Consider the following 19,367-nt stretch of genomic DNA (forward strand, 5'->3'; position numbering starts at 1 on the left):
CCACCGCCAGTGGTTGCAGGGCCAACGTTACCTTTAGATTTTGAATCAGGAACGTTTGCTTTTGTTGATTTTGACGGAGGTGCTGCTAGTACAGTTGCTAATCCAAGCAAAACAGGTATTAACACTACAGCAACAGTTGCCAAAATGGTAAAAGGAGCTGGAGCACAATGGGCAGGAAGTAAACTTAAAATGGCTTCACCAGTTGATTTTTCGACAAAGAAGGTAATCAAATTAAAAGTTTGGTCACCAGTTGCTGGTAAAAAACTATTATTAAAATTTGAAGGAGCTGGCGCAGCATTCGAAAAAGAAGTAGCTACTACAGTTGCTAATTCTTGGGAAGAGTTAACTTTTGATTATACAGGAGTTGCTGGAGTAAATAACTTGAATGATTTTATGGTTTTCATATTTGATTTGGGAACTGTAGGTGATGGAAGTGCAAATTCGACTTATTATTTTGACGAAATCACGCAACCAGGAAGTACACCGCCAGTGGTTGCAGGGCCAACGTTACCTTTAGATTTTGAATCAGGAACGTTTGCTTTTGTTGATTTTGACGGAGGTGCTGCTAGTACAGTTGCTAATCCAAGCAAAACAGGTATTAACACTACAGCAACAGTTGCCAAAATGGTAAAAGGAGCTGGAGCACAATGGGCAGGAAGTAAACTTAAAATGGCTTCACCAGTTGATTTTTCAACTAAGAAAATATTTAAAATAAAAGTTTGGTCTCCATTTGCTGGTAAAAAGCTATTATTGAAATTTGAAGGTTCAAATGGTAATTTTGAAAAAGAGTCAGTTGGAGTAACTGCTGCCAATACCTGGGAAGAACTAACATTTGATTTTACGAATGTTAGTACAAATAATACGGCTTCAGATATGGTTTTCATATTTGATTTGGGAACTACTGGAGATGGAAGTGTAAACTCGACTTATTATTTTGATGAGATTACTCAATTAGCGGGTTCAGCTCCAGTTACAGGAGCAACTCTTCCTTTAGATTTTGAAGCACCGAATTATACTTTTGTTGATTTTGATGGAGGTGTAACCACTAAAGTTGCTAATCCTCAAAGTAATGGTATAAATACAAGTGCCAATGTTGCCAAAATGGTAAAAGGTGCTGGAGCAATGTGGGCAGGTAGCAAAATTAAAATGGCTGCTCCAGTAGACTTTACAGCAAACAAATTGTTTAAAGTAAAAGTTTGGTCTCCAGTTGCGGGTAAAAAACTTTTATTAAAATTTGAGGGTACCGCTGGAAATTTTGAAAAAGAATCCACAGGGGTTACTACTGCAAATACTTGGGAAGAATTAACATTTGATTTTACAAATGTAGGTACTAATAATACTGCCGATTTTATGGTTTTCATATTTGATTTTGGAACCGTAGGAGATGGAAGTGCCAATTCTACTTACTATTTTGATGATGTTAAACAAGCTTCGATTCCTCTTGTACCATCTACTAATTATTTGGTTTCTTTTGAGACGGATAGTCTAATTGGTATTTGGAATTCATTTGAAAATCCGGGGCAAACTGGATTTGAATTTGCAAATAATCCTTCAAAAACAGGAATAAATATTTCAGACAAAGTAGGTAGATTTACAGCTGTTCCTTCAGGACAACGATGGGCTGGATGTGAAACAGCTAGTGGATCTATTGGGACATGGGAACTAGATGCAACATCTACTACTGTTACTATGATGGTTTACAAGTCGGTAATTAGTCCAGTTGGAATTAAAATGGCTACCAAGTTCAACGGTACAACTTTTGAAATCAAAAAAAATAATACAAAAATTAATGAATGGGAGTTAATGACTTTTGATATATCTTCATTTATTAAGAGTGGTGATGCAACAATGATTAACAAATTTGTTGTTTTTCCAGATTTCAGATCAGATACAGATCCAGTTAGAAGCTCAGATGTAGTTTTGTATTTTGACGATATTAAATTTTCAGCCAAAAAATTATTCGAGCCAGATTATGTTGCTCCTCCAGTAGAGAATCCTACTGTTGCAGCTTCTAAACCTCCTTTACGTAATGCAACAGATGTGAAATCTATTTTTAGTGATGTTTATGCAGTTTACAAAGCAGGAAATTGGTGTCAATGTTGGGGACAATCTACTGTTGTTGAAGAAGTTGTTATTGTTGCAGGGGATAATGCAAGATTGTTAAAAGACTTTACTTATCAAGGTATTACACTTCCTGATGGAGAAGTTTTCAATTTATCGGATATGAATAAAGTTCATATTGATTTATGGTTTAATGATGCTAAATCAGTTAGTCTTGCATTGGTTCAGCAAACTCCTGGTGGAAGTGTAGAAGCAGCACTCAAATTCACACCTACAAAAACAGGATGGAATAGTTTTGATTTGGATTTAAATTCTACTACAATGCCTGGCGTTGATTTGTCTAAAGTGTTTCAAATGAAGTTAACTTCTGAAAAACAAGGCTCTAATGTGTTTTTGGATAATTTCTACTTTTGGAAAGATGCTTCTACTGCTCTAGCTCAAATGGATTTACCAGTTACTTTTGATGATTCAAAGGTTGATTATTCAATACTTGGTTTCGGTGGTACAGAAGGCTCCTCTATTGTAGTTGATCCAACTTCGGCCACGAACAAAGTAGCCAAAGTGGTGAAACCTGCTGTGTCTGAAACTTGGGCTGGAATAACTATTTCTGCTGCCGCTGGTTTAGGATTTAAAAATCCAATTCCTTTTTCAACTAGTGTTACTAAAATGAGTGTTCGTATTTGGTCCCCGGATGCAGGAACTATCGTTCGATTAAAAGTGGAGGATCATGCAGATAAAAACCGTACAGTAGAAACAGAAAGTACAGTTACTACCTCAAAGGGCTGGGAAACAGTTGAGTTTGATTTTGCAAAACCGGTTTCGGGAACTGCCGCTATAAATTTAGCGTATACTTATGATAAAGCTACTATTTTCTTTGGATTCGGTACAAAAGGAACTGAAAAAATCTATTATTTTGATGATGTTAAAATGGTCGAAGAGGCTTTTTTACCTGCATTAAGCTACGGTGTAGCGAGTCAGACATATTTAATAGGAAAAGCAATTTACCCATTAGCGATCATTAATAGTGGAGGATTAGTACCAGCGAGTGGGTATAGCATTAGTCCAAGTTTGCCAATAGGATTAAAATTTGATACTACAACAGCAACTATTAGCGGTACCCCAACAGCATTGAGTTCAGCGGCAACATTTACTGTAACAGGTACAAATAGTTCAGGAACAAGTACTACTACAATTAGTATAGATGTTGTTCGTGAATTGAAATCAAATAATTTTACTATTAAAACAATTGGTGAAACCTGTTTGGGGGAAAATAACGGAGAAATTTTAATTAATGCTTCTGAAACGAATGTTTATGTTGCTGTTGTGAACAATAAAAGTTATGAGTTTACAACCAATAATTTAAGAGTATTTGACTTACCTGCTGGAACGTATACTATTTCAATATCAGTTAAAGGAGAAGCTACGTCACAAAGCTTTGTAGCAGTAATAGCAAAAGGTTCAACTATTAGTGGTAAAACATCCAAGTTGTCTTATAATAAGATCACGGTTTTGATGACGGAAGGTACAGCTCCTTTTAAAGTGTATTTGGATAATGTCGAACAGTTTGAAACTCCTTTCTCGATGTTCACTCTGGATGTAAACAACGATAGTATTATAGAAGTAACAACAGCCAAAAAGTGTGAAGGTACATTTATTAAAAAAATTGAAGGAATTTTGTCTTCATCTGCTGTATTCCCAAACCCAACTTCTGGAAGTTTTGAAATTGCGATACCAACCAATAAAAAAGAGATTGTTGTAGATTTATATTCTCTTAATTCAGTTCTTATTTCAAGTAAAACATATCCTTTACAAAATGGAAATATTAGTTTGAGTCTTGAAGGACAAATGGATGGGATTTATATTGCAAAAGTGTATTTGGAAACCCCTTCATATTTAAAAATTATTAAAAAATAACCATGAAAAAAAATGTATATTTAGCCATTATTAGTGTCTTGATTATTTCTTGTGATAATGGAGATGCGCCTCCAGAGACAGCTAATGTAGCGCCAACAATTCCAACTTTGGCTTCTCCTGTAAACAATAAATTATGTATCAATAATTCGGTCAGCTTTGAATGGAACGCTTCAACTGATGCTAATAATGATGCTGTGGTTTATCAAATTCAAATTGCAAAAGACAAAGATTTTGCGAATATTGTAATGTCTGGCGGGAGTAGCGCTACGTATCAAAATTTTACTTTGGAAAAAGCTACTGCTTATTATTGGAGAGTAAAATCAATAGATAGTAAAGGTTTGTCAAGTAACTATTCTTCTATTTTTAGTTTTTACACTTCGGGAGTTGGGGTAATTAATTATTTACCTTTTTTACCCGATCTGGTTGCTCCTGAATTAAACGCTTTGGTGAATCCTACAGCATTGCAGCTCAGATGGACAGCTTCAGATGTTGATGTTAAAGATAAGCTTGTTTATGACGTGTATTTTGGGACTACTAATCCACCGGTTAATAAAATAGGTGATGATTTAACTAATTCAACACTTGATGTGGTCATAACAGGTGCTAAAGAATATTTTTGGAAAGTTGTCGTAAAGGATGACAAAGGAGGGACGACCATAGGTCAAACTTGGAGATTTAGAACCAATTAGTTTGTTTTAAAAAATTTATTTTACTGTTGATAAAACGCCTCTTAACCAGAGGCGTTTTTTTTGTAGGTATGTTGGACTCGATTTTATTCGAATAAATCGTAAGGCGCTCTAGTAGGGGAGTTATTTGTAGTGGAGGTGAGGGGATATATCAAACTATTGAGTTGATTACTGCTTTTTTTAGAGGACATAGGTAACTTAATAAAACAATTTTTTTTTAGTTTTTTTATTTTTATTTTATATCTTTCAATGCCATAAAATTTATTTTTTTAGAATACTAGGTGCATTATTCTTTATTCAATTTAATTATCTCTTTTTTGAAAACAAAAAATTTCTTTCTATTATTTTTAGTGTGTGTAAGTGCTCTTTCGCAGGAGTTGCCTCCAATTGTAAAATATGCCTCAACTATATATGGGGCAGGAAATCAAAACTGGATGATTTCGCAGGATCAAAATCACTATATTTTCTTTGCAAATAATGAGGGATTATTAGAATTCAATGGATCCAATTGGGAATTATATCCATCGCCAAATGAAACCATTGTTCGCTCTGTAAAAGTGATTGGGAATAAAATTTTTACGGGTTGTTATATGGAATTTGGTTTTTGGACCCGACAAGCAAATGGAAAACTAAAATATACGTCGCTTAGCAAAACATTAAAAAATAAGATACTTGACGACGAACAATTTTGGAATATTTTAAATTATGATCAATGGGTAATTTTTCAGTCCCTGAACAGAATATATATTTATGATACTAAAACGGGAGGTTTCAAAATTATTGCCCCCCAAAATAATATCACTAAATCTTTCCGAACGAAAAATGCGATTTACTTTCAAACAATTAATGAAGGGCTTTTTGAAATTGAAAGCGGAAAAGGACTATTGGTTTCTAATAATCCAATTTTACAAACCAATAAAATTGTCAATGTTTTTGCTATTGATGAAGGCCTTTTAATCCAGACTCAGTTGAATGGATTTTATAAACTTATAGGAACTGTTTTGACTAAGTTTTCTACCGAAGTAGATTCGGAATTAGCATCTAGTAGCGTGTACAGTAGTCAATTGCTATTAGATGGAAGTTTTGCCTTGGGAACAGTCTCTAATGGGATTTTTATCCTAAACAATAATGGGAAAATTAAGTATCACATCAATCAAAACAAAGGATTGAGTAATAATACAGCTTTGTCTTTATATGAAGATGCCGATAAGAATCTTTGGGTAGGATTAGACAACGGCATCAATTGTATTAATTTGCAATCGCCCATTCAAAATTTTGTAGATGACACAGGAATTTTAGGAACCGTGTATACTTCAAAACTTTATAATGGTAACTTATATGTAGGAACTAATCAAGGTTTGTTTTATAAAAACTATTTGACTAATGATGAATTCAAATTTATAAATGGAACTAAAGGGCAGGTTTGGTCTTTGTTTGAGCATGATGGAACACTTTTTTGCGGTCATGATTCGGGAACATATGTGATTGAAAATACTGTCGCAAAAAATATATTTTCTGCTTCTGGAACTTGGAAATTTGAAACAGTACCTAATCAAAAAGGACTTTTATTTCAAGGGAATTACTATGGAATTTCAGTTTTGGAAAAAACAAATAATCAGTGGATTTTTAGAAATAAAATAGCAGGGTTTGATTATTCTTCTAAATATTTTGAAATCACTAATACATTGAATGTGTATGTAAGTCATGAATATAAAGGAGTTTACAGGTTAGAATTAGATGGAAAACTATCTAAAACAAAACCTTTTGTGACTTATGTAACACCCGAAAAAGGTAAAAATGCAAGTTTAACGAAGTTCAACAACATAATTTACTATGCAAATAAAGAAGGTATTTTTGAATTGAATGAGAAAACAAAACAATTTAATAAGGATAAATTATTAAGTTCTGTTTTTGAAAAAGATGAGTATACTTCAGGAAAATTGATAGTGGATAACTCCAATAAAATATGGTTGTTTTCAAAAAATTACATCCATTACTTCTCATTAAGTAAATTAAATAATCAACTGAAACAGAATGTAATTCCTATTCCAGCCTCATTGACAAATTCTATGTTAGGCTACGAAAATATTACTCAAATTTCCAATTCTAATTATTTGATAGGTACTACTGATGGATATTATGTTTTGAATCTTAATGATTTAAGTTTTAAAAACCATAATGTTTCAATATCAGCAATTACAACAAATAAGCTAAATGAAAATTTTGAAAATCGTTCTATTTTGGAAGAAGGTAGTTTTAATTATGATGAAAATAATATAACTATAAATTATACGGTTCCTGAATTTAATAAATATATCAATGCTGAATTTCAATATTTATTAGAAGGATTTCAAGAGGATTGGAGCGAATGGAGTGCGAAATCAACTGTAAATTTTAAAAATTTAGCTCCTGGTGAATATACTTTTAAGGTTAGATCAAAATTTGCTAATTCTACCTTAAAGAATATAGCAATTTATACTTTTACCGTTAAAAAGCCATGGTATTTAACCAATATTGCTCTTTTGGCCTATTTCATTTTTCTAATTGTGATGGCTCGATTTATTCACAAAAGGAATAATAATTACTATCAAAATCAAAAAGAGAAGCTTATAGAAGAAAATAATTTGTTGTTAGAGATTAAAGAGCTTGAAAATAAACAAGAATTAATGCGCATTAGAAACGAACAACTTTCTCAAGATGTAGATACTAAAAATAGAGAGTTAGCTGTTTCTACGATGAGTTTGAACAGTAAAAATGAGTTGCTTGCTTTTATCAAAGAAGATTTAAAGAAAACTTCAGATGATGGTAATAGGAGTATAAAATCAGTCATCTCTACGATTAATAAAAATATAAATGAAGGCGATAGCTGGAGTGTTTTTAAAGAAGCTTTTGATAATGCTGATAAAGACTTTTTGAAAAAGATTAAAATAGCACATCCATCTTTAACATCAAACGATTTGAGATTATGCGCTTACTTAAGATTAAATCTTTCTTCTAAAGAAGTGGCACCTTTATTAAATATTTCTGTAAGAAGCGTTGAGATAAAAAGATATCGATTGCGCAAGAAAATGGAATTGTCACATGAACAAGGACTTGTAGAGTATATTTTATCTGTATAGTTTTCACTAAATTTCACAAATATAACTATACATTACCACAACAATAGCGTTCTTGTTGCAGTTTTTTAGTTCTGGATAAAGTTACTTTTTTGTTGATTTCTTCTTAATTTTCAACCCTTTTTAAATATTATGAACTAAATAAGTGTTTTTTTTGCATTGTATGTTTTTTGTTGAGGTTCTTTTTAATTTATTATTAGTTCTTCAGATTAATTTTATAATTCACAAAAAAAACAAATTATGAAGTCAAACTATCTACTAATCTTATTTCTCTTTATATCCTCTTTTGGTTTCGCCCAAGGATATGATGTAGGAGGAGTTGTTAAAGAAACCGGTTCTGGTTTACCTATTCCAGGAGTTAATGTTCAAGTTAAAAATTCAACTATTGGGACTGCGACAGATATGAATGGTCGCTTTTCTTTAAAAAATGTTACCTCTGGCGCAACTTTGATATTTTCATATTTAGGATATAAAAATTTAGAATATAAAGTGATATCAAATAACAGTGCCCTTTCTATTACATTACAAGAAGATTCTAAACTATTGGATGAAGTTGTAGTAATTGGTTATGGAAGTCAAAAAAAGCGAGAAGTAACAGGTGCAGTATCGGTTGTAGATAGTAAAACCTTGGAAGCTTTAAAGCCAGTTAAAATCGAACAAGCTTTGCAAGGTACAGTTTCTGGAGTGAATGTTACAACAACTTCGGGTGCTCCGGGTGCAGCATTAGACATTCGTATTCGTGGTATTGCTACTAATGGGGATAACAGACCATTAACCATTATTGATGGTTATATTGGAGAACTTGGATTGCTTAATCCAAATGATGTTGACACTATCACAGTTCTTAAAGATGCTCAAGCTGCGATTTACGGTTCTGCGGGTGCCAATGGTGTAATACTGATTACTACAAAAATGGGTAAAAAAAATTCTAAAGCAAGAATCAATTACAACACGTATACTGGTTTTCAAGAAACATCAAGAACATTACCAATGTTGAATGCGACAGAATATGCTTTATTATTGAACGAAAGTTATGCTAATGGCGGTAACCCTATTCCTTTTCCTAATGTTTCTGGTTTAGGCAAAGGAACAAACTGGCAAAATGAAGTTTTTAGCACTAGCGTACCAATCATTAACCATGATATCTCGTTTTCTGGTGGATCTGATAAAATTACTTATTCGATAAGTGGTTCTCATTTGGACCAGGAGGGAATTATAGGCAAAGACAAATCTGGATTTTTAAGAAATACAGCTAGAGTTTCTTTGAGCGCTGATGTTTCTGATAAATTAAAATTAAAAACTAATGTTATCTATACGTATTTTAATAGGAAATCATTAAACGAAAGTGGTTTGGGTTCTGTTTTATTTAACGCTTTGAATACGCCGGCAACCTTAAATCCTTATGATGTTAATGGTGATTTTACCTTAATACCATCAAACACTGGGTTAGGTATAGAAATTATAAACCCGTTAGCTCAAATAGCTAATACCTATAATGATTATAACTTTAAGAAAGTTAATGGTAATTTTGGATTGGATTATAAACTTTTTAATGATTTTACTATTTCAAGTTCTATTGGTTTTAATACCTCAAATAGTGAATCTAAATCATTTTCTAAGGAAATTAACTATGGTGGAAAAGTGTTTGATGTGCCTAGAAGTTCTGTTTCTCAAAGCGCAATTAATGATAATGATTATTCTTTTGATTTATTTGGGACATATGCTAAGAAAATTGGAGAAGACCATAATTTGGTTACAACGGTAGGAAATACAATTTTTAAACAGTTTGGGAATGGATTATTTGCCACTGGTTTTGATGTTCCTTACAATTCATGGGAATTTGCTGATATAAGTTTGACAAGAGGTATCGCCGAAGTATTGACAAATGGCTCTTATAATTATGACGAAAGAAGACTTTCATATTTTGCGAGAGCTCAATATGATTACAAAGGAAAATACCTTTTTTCTGCCATGATACGACGTGATGCATCGACAAAATTTGGACCAGGTAATAAAGTGGGTTATTTTCCATCTTTTACAGCAGGTTGGTTAATTTCTGACGAAGGCTTTTTTGGAGATGACAAAATAATAAACTTTATGAAGTTGAGGGGAAGTTATGGAACTTTAGGTAATGACCAAATTCCTAATAATGGATATGTTTCTCAACTAAGCGGTGAAGCGACATACGTTTTTGATGGGGCTTTAGTTAATGGCTTAGCTACGGGACAAATTCCAAATCCAAATTTGAAATGGGAAGAAGCTAGGAAATTTGATGTTGGTTTAGATCTAAAATTGATACAAAATAAAGTTTCTATCGTTGCAGATTATTTTATAGATACTAGGGCCGATTTATTAATCCCATTTATCCCTGTTTCAGGAATTAACGGAACTGCAGCTCCTGGTGCAGGTTCACCAACAATCAATGCTGGTACTGTAAGAAATTCAGGATTAGAGTTTGCAATAGATTATAAAAATAAATTTTCGGATAATTTTTCGATGAGTGTTGGGTATAATGTTACGTTCCTTAAAAACGAAGTATTAGCTGTAAACAATGGAATAGGTTATATCGAAGGAGGTTCTTTTGGTGTAGGTCAACAAGCACCTTCCAGAATGGAAGTAGGTAAGCCAATAGGTTACTTTTATGGATATAAATCAGATGGTATTTTTCAAAATCAAGCAGAAGTTGATGCGCACCCTTCACAAATATCTTTAGGTGCTGATGCTAGTCCCGGAGACCTTCGTTTTGTAGATGTAAACGGAGATGGAATTCTCAATTCAAGTGATAGAACTAATATTGGAGATCCAATTCCTGATGCTACAATGGGCTTCAATTTACAAATGAATTATAAAGACTTTGATTTTGCAGTCTACACTTTTGCTTCTGTAGGGAATGATATGGTAAGAAATTACGAAAGAAATCTTACAGATGTTAATCGTCTCAATTATGTTTTAGATAGATGGACAGGTGAGGGAAGTACTAACACTACGCCAAGAGTGACTACTAGTGCTACAGGTAATTCTACTTTTTCTAGTTATTTTGTTGAAGACGCTTCTTATTTAAGAATCCAGAACATGCAATTAGGTTATTCCATAAATTCTAAATTTTCTGAGAAAGCGGGCATAACAAAACTACGTTTGTATGCGGGTGTAAATAATTTGTACACGTTTACAAAATACAAAGGTTTTGATCCAGGAGCATCTAGTGGAGCTCCAATTGGTGGAGGAATTGACTTTGGTTTTTATCCAATCCCAAGAACCTATTTACTAGGTTTAAACATTAATTTTTAATATATATTAAAATGAAAAAGTATCTTTTTATTACCCTTATATCGATAACAATCTTCTCAACAGTAACAATTTCTTGCACTGATGATTTTGTAGATCGACCTATAGAATATTCGATTGATTCTGAGAATTATTTTAATTCAAAATCAGATTATGATAATGCTTTAATTGCAGCGTATGATATGTTGCAAAGCACATATCTCAATGCATTACTAGGCGAAATAGCTTCGGATAATACTTTAGCTGGAGGCGAAAGTCAATCCGATACGCCAGGTTTTCAGCAAATTGATGATATGATTCATACTCCTGTCAATAGTAATCTAAAAAATTTGTGGGACTGGATGTTCGCCGGTGTTCAAAGAGCTAATTATATTTTAGAATTTAAAGACAAAACTGATTTTAAAGAAAAAAATCAAGTGATTGGTGAAGCTCGTTTTCTTAGAGCCTATTATCATTTTGAATTGGTAAAATGGTTTGGTGGAATCCCATTAAAAGGGGACGCAAGATTCAGTTCCGGTGACGAAAAAATAATCCCGCGTTCCTCTATTTCAGATGTTTATGCTTCTATTGAGGCTGATTTAATCTTTGCCTCTCAAAACTTATCTGTAACAGCAGCTCAAAAAGGGAGGGCTACCAAAGGGGCGGCGTTAGCATTATTGGGTAAAGCTTATTTATACCAAAATAAATTTACACAAGCAGCAACTACCTTCGAAACTTTAATTGGATTATCTACTTATTCATTGGTTTCAGATTATAATACTATGTTTGAAAATGCAGGTGAAAATGGTTCAGAGTCAGTTTTCGAAGTACAATATACAGATGTTGAAGGTGCCGGTTTTGGATGTCTACAATGTAGTGAAGGAAATGTAGCCGTTGGTTTTAATGGACCAAGAAATTATTCAGGTAGTTTATTTACCTCAGGTTTTAGTTTTAATGTACCAACTCAGAAAGTAGTAAATGCATTTGAAGCAGGAGACAAAAGAAAAGATGTGGCAATATTGGACATCGAAGCTTGGGCAACATCTACTGGAGCAACTTTTGGAAAAGGATATGAACACACTGGTTATTTTAATAGAAAATACATTCCAAGAAAAAGAAGCGCTGGGGCACAAGGAGACTTAAACCTTACTAACCCTAATAATTACAGGTCCATCCGTTATGCAGATGTTCTTCTGATGGCGGCAGAGGCTTATAATCGAGGTGGAATTGACGACGCTAAAGCAAGAGGATATTTAAACCAAGTTCGAAGACGCGCTTTTGGTGATTTGAATCATGATATTTCTTCTTCTGGCGCAGCTTTGACTGACTTTATTTTTGCTGAAAGAAGAGTGGAATTAGTAGGAGAAGGACATCGTTTTTTCGATTTAGTTCGTACAAGTAAAGCGGCTCTGGAAATTACTGGATTTAAAGCTAACAAAAATGAATTGTTTCCAATTCCTATAGAGGAAATTCAATTCTCAAATGGAAATTGGACGCAAAATCCTGGATACTAAAAACTAATATTATTTAAATATGAAAAACTTAAAATTAATACTGAGTCTTTTTGTGCTAACTATCCTTTTAGGATGTTCAGACGAAAATAATGACGTAGATCTTGATGCTATAAATGCACCTTCAAATATATCTGCTCTGACTACTATAACACAAGATAACTCTGGGAATGTCACTTTTTTACCTAAAGGTGAAGGTGTGACTCAATTCGAAATTTATTTTGGTGATGCAACCACAGCTCCTGTTTTTGTGAGCCCAGGCGGGATGATTACTCACAAATATAAAGAGGGTAAATTTAATGCAAAAATTATAGGTTTAACTGTAAATGGTAAAAAAACAGAAACCATTCAAGAAGTAACTGTTTCTTTTTTAGCACCAACTAATTTTGAACCTACAATTACTATTGGAAGCAATCTTTCAATTAACGTAACTGCAAAAGCAGAATTAGAGACTTTCTTTCAAGTTTATTTTGGAGATGTTGCTAATGAAGTTCCAGTAGATTTTATGGAAGGAGAAGTAATTACCCATAAGTATTTAAATCCAGGAACCTATCAAGTAAAAGTTGTTGCATTGAGTGGTGGCGTTGCTACAACGGAAAAAACTCAAAGCGTAACTTTAACTAATTTATTTGCTGCTCCAATTCCAACGATCCCTGCTGAAAATGTCATTTCGATGTTTAGTGATAGTTATACAAATGTACCTGTAGACACATGGAGAACTTCATGGTCACAGGCAAATCTAGAGGATATCGATATCAGTGGTAATAATACTAAAAAATACAGCGCTTTGAATTTTGTAGGTATCGAAGCAACTACTAAACCAATCAATGCCTCTGCAATGACCTTTTTTCATATTGATATTTGGTCGTCTGATTTAAATGAATTTAAAGTTAAGTTAGTCGATTTTGGAGCTGATGGTACCTTTGCCGGTGGAGATGACAAAGAACATGAAATTACTATTTCAAATCCTGAAAAGGAAAAATGGATAAGTTTAGATCTCCCATTAAGTAGCTTTACAGGGCTTACAACACGTTCTCATATTGCTCAATTAATTTTAGTTGGAGCACCCTCTGGAAATACCACCGTTTATGTTGACAACGTTTTCTTTTATAATAAAGCCGGTTCTATAACGGCAGCGCCAACACCTACTGAAGCGGCATCTAAAGTGATTTCTATGTTCAGCGACGCCTATACAAATGTTCAAGTAGACACCTGGAGAACTTCTTGGTCGAATGCTACATTGACAGATTTGAGTATTGATGGAAATGCAACTAAAAAATACAGTGCGTTAAATTTTGTTGGTATCGAAGCTACTACAACTCCTATAAACGCAACTGCAATGACACATTTTCATACCGATGTTTGGTCATCTGATTTTACTCAATTTAAAATAAAATTAGTCGATTTTGGAGCAGACGGAAATTTTGGCGGTGGAGATGACGTAGAACATGAAATAACAATATCATCACCTGCTAAAGGTTCGTGGGTAAGTTTAGATATTCCATTAAGTTCTTTTACAGGATTAACCACACGTGCACACATCGCTCAGTTAATTTATGTAGGTGCTCCTTCCGGAAATAACACCGTTTATATTGATAATGTTTATTTTCATAATTAATAAAAGATAAATAGTAGCAACTAATTATGAATTTTAAATGAATTGGTATACAACGAGTATCACAGTTACATTTTTTAAAAAATAATAAAAATGAAAAAAATAATAATAAACATAGTATCCGTTTTAGTCCTTCTTCTGATGGTTAATTGTCAGGAGGACATTTTAGGTTTTGGAGCATTAGACTCGCCAAATAACCTTAAGGTTACGGCTGAAATTTTAGGTAAATCGTCAGCTTTTCCAGATGGAGACGGTTCTGGTAAAGTAAAATTTGTAAGCACGGCAGATAATGCAATATCATACAAATACATTTTTAGTGATGGAACTTCAAAGAATTCTCCAAGTGGGATTCTTGAAAACACCTTTGCAACACCAGGTACAAATACGTACACAGTTACCGTTATTGCTTCTGGTACTGGAGGAATTTCTACCAATATAACTTTAGAAGTAACTGTTTTTAGTAATTTTAAAGATGAGCAAGCCGTACAATTCTTGACAGGTGGTGCATCCAGAAAATGGTATTGGGCGCAATCTGAGGAGGGGCACTTAGGTGTTGGTCCCAATGTAGCTTGGTCTGACCCAACTTTTGGACAACAAAATTATTACCCTTCATTTTATGGTGCTAAAGCAAACGAAAAATCATCTACATGTATGTATAATAGTGTGATGACATTTTCTTTAGTAGGAGCTCAAATGAAATTAGAATTGGATAACAAAGGTCAAACCTATTACAATGGTGCTTTCAAAGGCGGTGGAGATGATGCATGTTACGACTTAAATACTAGCGGTGCTAAAACGGTAACTTTGAGTAAATCAGATTCATTTGTTTCAAAAAATCCTGATAGTGCAACTCAAACTAGAGGTACGGTTCTAAATATTGCTGATGCAGGTTTTATGGGATATTTTGTTGGCGCTAGCTCATATGAAATCCTATCAATTACAGATAATCGAATGGTTGTGAGAGCGATACAGTCTGGGAATCCATTTTTAGCATGGTACCACATTTTTACCACTTCGCCTTCTGGTGGAGCTGTAACACCAACTCCTACAGCTGATTATACCGTTTTAAAATTCTCGGATGAGTTTAATGTCGACGGTGCACCAGATCCTACAAAATGGGGATATGACCTTGGTGCAGGTGGTTGGGGTAATGCCGAAGCTCAAACATACACAAGTGCTGCGGATAATGTAATTGTTCAAGGCGGAAATCTAAAAATTACTGCAAAGAAATCAGGAACAGGATATACTTCTGCTCGATTAAAAACAGAAGATAAGTATGAGTTTACCTATGGAAAAATTGAAGTTAGAGCAAAATTGCCTGTTGGTGGCGGAACTTGGCCTGCGATCTGGTCTTTAGGTCAAGATTATAAAACAAATACATGGCCTAAATGTGGTGAAATTGATTTTATGGAACACAGAGGGAATGATCCCAATGTTATTCATGGTTCCTTACATTATCCAGGTAACTTTGGTGGAAATCCAAACACAGCCAAAACAACAGTTGCCAATGTTGCTTCTGAATTCCATATTTACAAAACTATTTGGAGTCCAACTTCAATTCAGTTTTATGTAGATGATAAACTATTTCATACCTTTTCAAATAGTAATTCGGTGCCTTTCAATAGTGACTTTTTCTTGATTTTGAATGTTGCAATGGGAGGGACTTTTGGCGGAGCTATTGACCCTACTTTTTCACAATCTTCAATGGAGATTGATTATGTAAGGATTTATCAATAGAACATGTAAAGATTTATAAAGGTCGGTTTTTGTACCGGCCTTTTAATTATATAAAAAGTTTATCGATGAGAAATAAATCACTGTTAGCATCATTCGCAATTGCAGCTTTAATAGTTGCCGGATGCAGTAATAAAATCTTAAAATCCCCTGTTTCTTACTCTAATGAAAGTATTTTAGATACTAAAGTAGATTCAGTTCTCCAACTAATGACTTTAGAAGAAAAGGTAGGACAACTCAATCAATATAACGGGTTTTGGGATATTACTGGTCCAACACCAAAAGAAGGTCATGCGGCAAAAAAATACGAAGATCTCAAGAAAGGTTTAGTCGGTTCAATGCTGAATGTAAAAGGTGTTAAAGATGTGAAAGCATTGCAAAAAATAGCAGTAGAACAAACCCGTCTGGGAATTCCGTTACTTTTTGGGTTTGATGTCATTCACGGATATAAAACCATTAGTCCAATTCCGCTTGCTGAAGCAGCAAGTTGGGATCTAGAAGCAATAAAAAAGTCGGCTGCTATTGCGGCAGAAGAAGCCACTGCTGTGGGATTGAACTGGACTTTTGCTCCTATGGTTGATATTTCCAGAGATGCTCGTTGGGGACGCGTTATGGAAGGAGCCGGTGAGGATACATTTTTAGGTAGCAAAATTGCTGTTGCGCGTGTTCAAGGGTTTCAAGGTGATGATTTAGCCGCTACAAATACTATTTTAGCTTGCGCCAAACATTTTGCAGGATATGGTTTTGCAGAATCTGGAAGAGATTATAATACGGTTGATATCAGCGAAACGGTGTTGCAAAATACAATTTTCCCTCCTTTTAAAGCGGTTGTTGATGCAGGTGTACGAACGTTTATGAACTCTTTCAATGAATTGAATGGTATTCCTGCGACAGGAAATGCTTATTTGCAAAGAGAAATTTTAAAAAGAGATTGGAAATTTGATGGTTTCGTAGTTTCAGATTGGGGTTCTATCAACGAAATGATTCCTCATGGTTATGCTAAGGACAGCAAACAAGCTGCTGAAATTGCGATTAATGCAGGTTCTGATATGGATATGGAATCTAGTGCTTATGTGGAGCATTTGGTATCATTAGTCAAAGAAGGTAAAGTCAAAGAAAGCGTAATTAATGATGCAGCAAGACGTATTTTGAAAGTAAAATTCGAATTGGGCTTATTCGAAGATCCATATAAATATTGTGATGAAGGTAGAGAATTGGCAACCGTAGGAAAAGCAGCATTTCAAGATGGAGTTTTGGATGTAGCTAAAAAATCGATTGTACTTTTGAAAAATGATAAGGATTTATTACCTCTTAAAAAATCTGGGCAGAAAATCGCATTAATTGGTGCTTTGGCAAATGACAAAACGAGTCCGTTGGGAAGTTGGAGAATCGCTGCGGATGATAATTCGGCAGTTTCGGTTCTTGAGGGGTTACAAAAGTACACTGGTAATCAGCTTACGTATACAAAAGGAGCTGAGGTAACCGAAGGTAGAACCCAATTCATTTGGGAAACTAAAATTAATACAACGGATAAAAGTGGATTTGCAGATGCTATTTCTGTTGCAAAGCAAGCTGACGTCGTTGTTATGGTTTTAGGCGAACATGGATTGCAATCTGGTGAGGGAAGAAGCAGAACTGAAATTGGTTTGCCAGGTGTTCAGCAAGAATTATTGGAAGCAATTTACAAAGTCAATCCAAATGTTGTTTTGGTTTTAAATAACGGTCGTCCATTAGCGATTCCTTGGGCTGATGAAAATATTCCTGCAATTGTTGAGGGTTGGCATTTAGGAACGCAAAGTGGTAATGCAATTGCTCAAGTATTATACGGTGATTACAACCCAAGTGGAAAATTGCCAATGACCTTCCCGAGAAATGTAGGTCAGGTTCCTATTTATTACAATTATAAAAATACCGGGAGACCAACGATGAACGAGCCTGAAAGTGTATTCTGGTCTCATTATATTGACGAAAAGAACACACCTTTATACCCTTTTGGTCACGGTTTAAGTTACTCTAAATTCGAATATTCCGATTTGCAATTATCATCTAAAACATTTGCTAAGTACGGTAAAATTGAAGTTTCAGTAATTTTAAAAAATACTGGAAAAGTTGCTGGAAAAGAAGTAGTTCAATTGTACATTAGAGATTTGATAGGAAGCATTACGCGTCCGGTTAAGGAGTTGAAAGGATTTGAAATAATAGAATTACAACCTAACCAAACCAAAAAAATTGTATTTATAATCGATGAAAAATTAATCGAATATTACACTGCAAACAGGAAATGGGAAGCAGAAGCAGGCGATTTTAAAGTATTTATCGGCGGAAGTTCAGTAACGAAGTTAGAGGGAGATTTTCAATATTCTAATTAAACTAAAAATGAAAAAAATTGTAGTTCTATTGCTAGTGGTCAATTTTTCTTTTGCTCAACAGAATAAACGAAAATTGGTTTGGGATGAAAATTTTAGCGGTAAAACTTTAAACGAAAACAGTTGGAATTTTGAGCTTGGCAATGGTTGTCCTAATTGCGGTTGGGGGAATAACGAACGACAATTGTACACGAAACAAAATCATAAGCTTGCTAAAAATAAGTTAGTAGTTACGGCTAAAAAAGAGGGTGATAAATACACTTCGACACGTATTACCACTAAAGGCAAAAAAGAGTTTCAATACGGTCGTTTTGAAGCCAGAGCAAAGTTGCCCGTAGGAAAAGGAGTTTGGCCTGCATTGTGGATGTTAGGTTCAAATATCAATGAGGTCGGTTGGCCAAAATGTGGTGAAATCGATATTTTAGAATATGTTGGCAAAGAACCCAATATGGTATTTACTTCTTTGCATACACAAGACAGCCATGGAAATACTATCAATACAAAGAAAACTAGATTTGATGATATTGAGAAAGGTTTTCATATTTACGCAATGGAATGGACAAAAGACAAAATTGATTTTTTTGTTGACGATACTTTAGTGTACACGTTTCAGCCTGAAAATAAAACAGAAGCAATCTGGCCTTACAACCAGCCTTTTTATTTTATTGTCAATATGGCGATAGGAGGCAATTTTGGTGGGCCAGAAGTAGATGACACCATATTTCCTCAAGATTTTATCGTAGATTACATTAGAGTCTATCAGTAACCTACTTTTTGAATAAATAATAGAAACTAAAATAAAGTTTAATTCTATCCTAAAAAATTGAATACTAGACTTTGTTTTAGTTTTTTTTAGAATCCTTTGTTATATAGATTTTTTTAATTTTAACGGCATGCTATTTGGTTATTAAATGTTAAATAAGGAGAAAATTTTTAACAAATTATAGCCTTGAATAGTTAAATTTTATTAATTTTATTTGCATCTTAAAATAATAATTAGTTAAATTTGAAGTCTTAACAAAATAAAATAAACAATAGCCTATAATAAAAAACTACTTTTTAGAGATATCTCTTATTTTTTTAAAACTAAAAAGTATTAT

General features: G+C 33.8%; 9 protein-coding genes. All 9 read left to right on the plus strand.

What is annotated here, in order from left to right; translation table 11 throughout:
• Positions 1-3,975: T9SS type A sorting domain-containing protein (locus DFR66_RS09645; RefSeq protein ID WP_147277694.1), on the plus strand; the 3,975-nt coding region annotated here is incomplete at its 5' end.
• 2 nt (positions 3,976-3,977) lie between these two features.
• A complete protein-coding gene (locus tag DFR66_RS09650; RefSeq protein ID WP_114754639.1) occupies positions 3,978-4,664 on the plus strand; it encodes a glycoside hydrolase family 78 protein in 687 nt (228 codons plus the stop codon).
• A gap of 314 nt (positions 4,665-4,978) precedes the next feature.
• Positions 4,979-7,780, plus strand: coding sequence for a helix-turn-helix and ligand-binding sensor domain-containing protein (locus DFR66_RS09655; protein WP_242008659.1), 2,802 nt, complete (start codon positions 4,979-4,981; stop codon positions 7,778-7,780).
• 237 nt (positions 7,781-8,017) lie between these two features.
• On the plus strand, positions 8,018-11,065 hold the full coding sequence (locus DFR66_RS09660; protein ID WP_114754640.1) for a SusC/RagA family TonB-linked outer membrane protein: 3,048 nt from the start codon (positions 8,018-8,020) through the stop codon (positions 11,063-11,065).
• 11 nt (positions 11,066-11,076) lie between these two features.
• Positions 11,077-12,555, plus strand: coding sequence for a RagB/SusD family nutrient uptake outer membrane protein (locus DFR66_RS09665; protein WP_114754641.1), 1,479 nt, complete (start codon positions 11,077-11,079; stop codon positions 12,553-12,555).
• Positions 12,556-12,574: 19 nt separating this feature from the next.
• Positions 12,575-14,170: a hypothetical protein gene (locus DFR66_RS09670; RefSeq protein WP_114754642.1), complete on the plus strand. Its 1,596-nt coding sequence runs from the start codon at positions 12,575-12,577 to the stop codon at positions 14,168-14,170.
• 90 nt (positions 14,171-14,260) lie between these two features.
• Positions 14,261-15,904, plus strand: a complete 1,644-nt coding sequence (locus tag DFR66_RS09675) for a family 16 glycosylhydrolase (RefSeq protein WP_114754643.1) — start codon at positions 14,261-14,263, stop codon at positions 15,902-15,904.
• A gap of 65 nt (positions 15,905-15,969) precedes the next feature.
• Positions 15,970-18,270 (plus strand): beta-glucosidase BglX, encoded by a 2,301-nt coding sequence (gene bglX, locus DFR66_RS09680; RefSeq protein ID WP_114754644.1) that lies wholly within the window; start codon positions 15,970-15,972, stop codon positions 18,268-18,270.
• A 7-nt stretch (positions 18,271-18,277) separates the two neighbouring features.
• A complete protein-coding gene (locus DFR66_RS09685; protein WP_114754645.1) occupies positions 18,278-19,033 on the plus strand; it encodes a glycoside hydrolase family 16 protein in 756 nt (251 codons plus the stop codon).
• Positions 19,034-19,367: the final 334 nt, after the last annotated feature.

This window comes from Flavobacterium glaciei (assembly GCF_003350545.1).
Classification (GTDB): domain Bacteria; phylum Bacteroidota; class Bacteroidia; order Flavobacteriales; family Flavobacteriaceae; genus Flavobacterium; species Flavobacterium glaciei.